The sequence below is a fragment of the Micromonospora sp. genome (assembly GCF_048594385.1).
Taxonomy (GTDB): Bacteria; Actinomycetota; Actinomycetes; order Mycobacteriales; family Micromonosporaceae; genus Micromonospora; species Micromonospora wenchangensis.
In genome coordinates, this window is the sequence record NZ_JBMDWU010000355.1 from 1 (window position 1) to 4,565 (window position 4,565).

General features: G+C 71.8%; 4 protein-coding genes. 3 read left to right on the forward strand and 1 reads right to left on the reverse strand.

Annotated elements, in window-relative coordinates; all coding sequences use genetic code 11:
- The coding region (locus ACOJTC_RS18930) for a hypothetical protein (protein WP_420117874.1) at positions 1–320 on the reverse strand (320 nt) is incomplete at its 3' end.
- A gap of 512 nt (positions 321–832) precedes the next feature.
- On the opposite strand from ACOJTC_RS18930, the gene pdhA reads away from it, so the two are divergent.
- From pdhA to ACOJTC_RS18945, 3 genes are read left to right on the forward strand one after another with little or no spacing between them, the layout of a single operon-like run.
- On the forward strand, positions 833–2,008 hold the full coding sequence (gene pdhA, locus ACOJTC_RS18935) for a pyruvate dehydrogenase (acetyl-transferring) E1 component subunit alpha (protein WP_420117875.1): 1,176 nt from the start codon (positions 833–835) through the stop codon (positions 2,006–2,008).
- Entirely contained in the window at positions 2,008–2,997 is a 990-nt protein-coding gene (locus tag ACOJTC_RS18940; RefSeq protein ID WP_420117876.1) for an alpha-ketoacid dehydrogenase subunit beta, read from the forward strand. The genes pdhA and ACOJTC_RS18940 overlap by 1 nt, the downstream gene beginning before the upstream one ends.
- Positions 2,998–3,002: 5 nt before the next feature.
- Positions 3,003–4,451, forward strand: coding sequence for a dihydrolipoamide acetyltransferase family protein (locus ACOJTC_RS18945; RefSeq protein WP_420117877.1), 1,449 nt, complete (start codon positions 3,003–3,005; stop codon positions 4,449–4,451).
- Positions 4,452–4,565 lie beyond the last annotated feature (114 nt).

Sequence of the window (4,565 nt, forward strand, 5' to 3'; positions counted from 1 at the left end):
GGGGGGGGGGGGGGCGGGGGGGGGGGGGGGGGGGGGGGGCCCCGGGCCCCCCCCCCGGCCCCCCCGGCGGGGGGGGCCTGTAACGGGGTGCCGCCGTCCGGCAGCGCGGTGCTGCCCACGGTGGCGGAGCCGGCGCTGATCGCGGCGAGGACCGGCATGGAGGCGGCCCCGGCGAGCAGGGCGACGGTGAACAGGTAGCCCCGGTGCGGTCCGCCCAGGCCCGGGGCCCGGTGCACGCCGATCATCCGCCGGTAGCTGCCGCCGCCGGCCCGGTGCCGCCCGAGGAGGGGGATCGGAGGACCGTCACCTGGCTCGGACACCGCACACTCCCTCGTCGACCTGGACGTGTTCGCCGGTGGGCAGCACGGATCAGAACGGACATTATTCGCCAAACGCCCACCAATACCGGTCAGCTTGACCCAGTGACGCCCAGTTCACCAGGCACCACAGCGTGTCGACACACAAAAAGTCCGTCACCCGGCCGGCACGGTCAGCAGCACGGCCGGCGTCACGACAAAAAAGTCCACGGGTCACCAAGCGGACATGTCGCCACCAGCGGGAGGGCCATACTGTGGGGCCGCTCACCTCCTCTGCAATCATTCAGGCACGACGGCAACGCAGCCGCCCCTCCGCGTACCCCGTGGCAGGCGTGGCTGGTGGCCGACGCTCCCGAACCGGGTTCGACCCATGGATCCGGCTCAGGTCGTGCGGCAACCCCCACCGGGGCCAGGCACGACCGCCAGGAACCAGTCCGGCAACAGCCGGGCCGGCGCACGTTGTGCGCGGACGGGTGACCCCCCGGCTCGGGCACAGACACGACAGGGAGAGACGGATGGCAAAGGGCGACCCTGCGGTCTCCAGCCGCGGCCGGCGAGCCGCACCCCGGTCCCGGCGGGCCACGACCGGCGAGCCGGAACTCGTACAGCTGCTCACCCCGGCCGGCGACCGGATCGAGAGCGCGACCGGGCCGGACGGCACCGAGTACCGCGTCGACTTCACCGACGAGGAGTACCGCGGCCTCTACCGCGACCTGGTGCTGGTCCGCAAGCTCGACGCCGAGGCGACCGCCCTGCAGCGGCAGGGCGAGCTGGGCCTGTGGGCCTCGCTGCTCGGCCAGGAGGCGGCCCAGGTCGGCTCCGGGCGGGCGCTGCGCAGCCAGGACATGGCCTTCCCGACCTACCGGGAGCACGGCGTCCTCTACTGCCGGGGCATCGACCCGATCATGCCGCTCGGCCTGTTCCGCGGCGTCGACCTGGGCGGCTGGGACCCGAACGAGTTCAAGTTCAACATGTACACGATCGTCATCGGGGCGCAGACCCTGCACGCGACCGGGTACGCGATGGGCGTCCACATGGACGGCAAGACCGGCACCGAGGACGGCGAGGCGGTGATCGCCTACTTCGGCGACGGCGCCACCAGCCAGGGCGACGTCAACGAGGCGTTCGTCTGGGCAAGCGTCTTCAACGCCCCGCTGGTGTTCTTCTGCCAGAACAACCAGTACGCCATCTCCGAGCCGCTGGAGCGCCAGACCCGGGTCCCGCTCTACCGGCGGGCCGGTGGCTTCGGCTTCCCCGGCGTCCGGGTCGACGGCAACGACGTGCTCGCCTCGTACGCGGTGACCCGGCACGCGCTGGACAACGCCCGGCTCGGCCAGGGCCCCAGCCTGATCGAGGCGTACACCTACCGGATGGGCGCGCACACCACCTCCGACGACCCGACCCGCTACCGGATCGCCAGCGAGGTCGAGGCCTGGCAGGCCAAGGACCCGATCGCCCGGATGAAGGCGTTCCTCGAACGGCAGCAGCTCGCCGACGCCGACTTCTTCGCCGAGATCGACGAGCAGGCCCGCGCCGAGGCGGTGCACCTGCGCGAACGGGTGCTGAACCTGCCCGACCCGCAGCCGGTCAGCATGTTCGACCACGTCTACCCGCACGGCTCGCCCGAGTTGGACGCCCAGCGGGCCCAGTTCAGCAGGTACCTGGAGTCGTTCGAGGGGAGCGCGCACTGATGGCCACGGAGACGCTCACCATGGGCAAGGCCCTCAACACCGGCCTGCGCCGCGCCCTGGAGAACGACCCGAAGGTCGTCATCATGGGCGAGGACGTCGGCAAGCTCGGCGGCGTCTTCCGGATCACCGACGGCCTGCAGAAGGACTTCGGCGACCAGCGGGTGATCGACACCCCGCTGGCCGAGTCCGGCATCATCGGCACCGCCGTCGGCCTGGCCATCCGGGGCTTCCGGCCGATCTGCGAGATCCAGTTCGACGGCTTCGTCTACCCGGCGTACGACCAGATCGTGTCGCAGGTGGCCAAGATGCACTACCGCTCGCAGGGCAAGGTCACCATCCCGATGGTGATCCGGATCCCCTACGGCGGCGGCATCGGCGCGGTCGAGCACCACTCCGAGTCGCCGGAGGCGTACTTCGCGCACACCGCCGGGCTGAAGGTGGTGACCTGCGCCAACCCGCAGGACGCGTACGTGATGATCCAGCAGGCCATCGCCTCGGACGACCCGATCGTCTTCCTGGAGCCCAAGCGCCGCTACTGGGAGAAGGGTCCGGTCGACCTGGACGCCCCGCTGTCCGGGGCGTACCCGCTGCACGCCGCCCGGGTGGTGCGGGCGGGCACCGACGCGACCGTGCTGGCGTACGGCCCGATGGTGCGCACCGCGCTGGACGCGGCGACCGCCGCCGCCGAGGACGGCCGGGAGCTGGAGGTCGTCGACCTGCGTACGCTCTCCCCGCTGGACCTGACCGCCGCGTACGAGTCGGTGCGGCGCACCGGCCGATGTGTGGTCGTCCACGAGGCCCCGGGCAACCTGGGGCTGGGCTCGGAGATCGCGGCCCGGATCACCGAGGAGTGCTTCTACTCCCTGGAGTCGCCGGTGCTGCGGGTCACCGGTTTCGACACCCCCTACCCGGCCAGCCGGGTGGAGGAGGAGTACCTGCCCGACCTCGACCGGGTGCTCGACGCCGTCGACCGCACCTTCGGCTGGTGAGCGCGATGTCCCGGATCAAGGAGTTCAACCTGCCCGACCTGGGCGAGGGCCTGACCGAGGGCGAGATCCTCGCCTGGCTGGTCAAGGTGGGCGACGTCATCGAGCTGAACCAGCCGATCGTCGAGGTGGAGACGGCCAAGGCGGCCGTGGAGATCCCGGCGAAGTGGGCCGGTGAGGTGCGGTCGATCTTCCACCCGGAGGGGAGCACGGTCGAGGTCGGCACGCCGATCATCGCGATCGACACCGACCCGGGTGCCGGGCCGGTGCCGGAGTCGACGACCGCCGCCGCCACGTCGACCCTGCCCACCCCCTCGGCCGCCTCCCTGGCTGCGGTGCAGGTGGCCCCATCAGAGGGCATGGTCGAGCCGGGCCTGATCGGCGGCGTAGCCCCGGGTGGCCGAACGGCCGTCCTGGTCGGCTACGGCCCCCGCAACGCCCCCGCCAAACGCCGCCCCCGCCGTTCCCCCGCCCCCGCTGATCATGGGGTTGTGGCGGGGGACAAGAACGTCCCTGCCCCTGCGAAACCGGCACCACCAGTCCATGATCGACGGAGCGTGGGTGGTGCGGTGCTGGCGAAGCCGCCGGTGCGCAAGCTCGCCAAGGATCTCGGGGTCGATCTGGGTGCGCTGGTGGGGTCGGGGCCGCTGGGGTCGATCACGCGGGAGGACGTCCAGCGGGCGGTGGCGGGGAGCACGGTGGCGGCCGAGCCGGCGGCGGCGACGCCACCTGCCACCTCGGCCGCGAGCTTCGGCGCGGACCGCGAGCAGCGCATCCCGGTCAAGGGGGTACGCCGGCTGACCGCCGAGAACATGTCCCGCTCGGCCTTCACCGCCCCGCACGTCACGGAGTTCCTGACCGTGGACGTGACCCGGACGATGAAGGCGCTGGACCGGCTGCGCGGGCGACGGGACTGGCGCGACGTACGGGTCTCGCCGTTGCTGCTGGTCGCCAAGGCGGTGCTGTTGGCGGTCCGGCGGCACCCGATGGTCAACTCCACCTGGGCCGGCGACGAGATCGTCGTCAAGGAGTACGTCAACCTGGGCATCGCGGCGGCCACCGAGCGCGGCCTGATCGTGCCGAACATCAAGGACGCCGGCCGGCTCACGCTGCGTGAGCTGGCGGATGCGCTGACGGGTCTGGTGCAGACGGCCAAGGCGGGGAAGACCTCCCCGGCGGACATGTCCGGCGGCACCCTGACGATCACCAACGTCGGGGTGTTCGGGGTGGACACCGGCACCCCGATCCTGCCGCCTGGCGAGTCGGCGATCCTGGCCTTCGGCGCGGTCCGCGAACTGCCGTGGGTCCACAAGGGCAAGGTCAAGCCGCGCCAGGTGACCACCCTGGGGCTCTCCTTCGACCACCGGATCATCGACGGCGAGTTGGGGTCGAAGTTCCTGCGGGACATCGGGGACTTCCTCGCCGACCCGGAGGCGGCGCTGCTCGCCTGGACCTGACGGATCACGACACCGCAGCCACGGCCGGTGTGCCACGGGTGAACGCCCGGCACACCGGCCGTGGCCGTTGGAAGAAGAAAACGCCACCACAGCGCCCCGTTTACCTACGATTCT

Coding starts and splice junctions, on each gene's coding strand:
- pdhA (WP_420117875.1), top strand. CDS start 833: ATGGCAAAGGGCGACCCTGCGGTCTCCAGCCGCGGCCGGCGAGCCGCA.
- ACOJTC_RS18940 (WP_420117876.1), top strand. CDS start 2,008: ATGGCCACGGAGACGCTCACCATGGGCAAGGCCCTCAACACCGGCCTG.
- ACOJTC_RS18945 (WP_420117877.1), top strand. CDS start 3,003: ATGTCCCGGATCAAGGAGTTCAACCTGCCCGACCTGGGCGAGGGCCTG.